Genomic DNA, 1,006 nt, shown 5'->3' with positions numbered 1-1,006 from the left:
TTTAGCGTAATCGGCTAACTCTTGATAAGTGGCGTTGACTTTTTTTGTTAAACTCGACGTTGTTTTTATCACAGCCTGACGCAGTAAAAAAACCGGTAGCCCAGTTCGTTCACAGACAGGGCAAGCACCCGATGCTTGGATTACATTTTCTAACGCAAGGTTTGCTGCTTTCTTCATCTTACATCCTTTATTGCTTGTCTTATTTGTTATTCGTTAATCGAAAGTGATGAGATTTCAAGGTGAATCTGGGCGTTAATAACGTGTTTTGAGAATGTGCTCGGCTCTTTTTGCGCTTTGGCTATTTGTTCAAGCACGTTAGGATGCTGAGTAAATGCAGTTTGGTACCTTAAGCCATTTAATACCCAAAATTGAATATCGTTAGCGTCAGTTAAGCCTAATTGATAAGCTTGTTCAACCAGTTGTGTTGCTTGCATAATCACCTTGTTATCAAGGGGGAGCCGTTTTTGTTCTGTATAGTATGTTCGGTTATTTGCCCATAAATTGACTAAGTTTTGAATCATTATCAAATTTTTTAAGCGATTGCCGTAATTTTCACTCCAACTTTCGGCAATATTGGCGGTGTCATCGGCGGTAAAACGGATAAACTGCCCACCATGAATCGATGGGTAGTAGTAGTTTGCAATTTGGGTTAATTGTGATTTTAGCCATGCGTTGTCTTCTTTGCTCGCTACTTCTTGCAGAAATTGCATTCGAAATGGTTCAAAAAAGGGGTAATAACGCCGATGCAATGCATTGGCAATGGTATTGCCAATATTGATTAGTTGTTTTGCCAGTACCGATGGTTTAAGGTCTGTAACAATATAAGCACAAATATAACGCTTTGACTCAAAACATTCGTTTGCTGCTTCAAAGCCAATTCTATCCAATATTGGGCTTTCTAAAAATTCATCGGGTTCGGCAAGTTTAACCAGTGTTGGGCAGACGCTTGGGTCATAATCTAAATCCGAACGTAAAACTTGCGTGAGTTTTTTTTCGCTAAATGGGT

The 1,006-nt window shown here is 39.4% G+C and carries 1 protein-coding gene; it reads right to left on the bottom strand.

Annotated features, from left to right (window positions below):
- Positions 1-206: 206 nt before the first annotated feature.
- The coding region (locus tag A9G36_RS10190) for a hypothetical protein (RefSeq protein ID WP_065585607.1) at positions 207-1,006 on the bottom strand (800 nt) is incomplete at its 5' end.

The organism is Gilliamella sp. Choc6-1 (assembly GCF_001690385.1).
GTDB classification, from domain to species: Bacteria; Pseudomonadota; Gammaproteobacteria; order Enterobacterales; family Orbaceae; genus Gilliamella; species Gilliamella apicola_A.
This window is presented reverse-complemented; position numbering and strand designations above follow the sequence as displayed.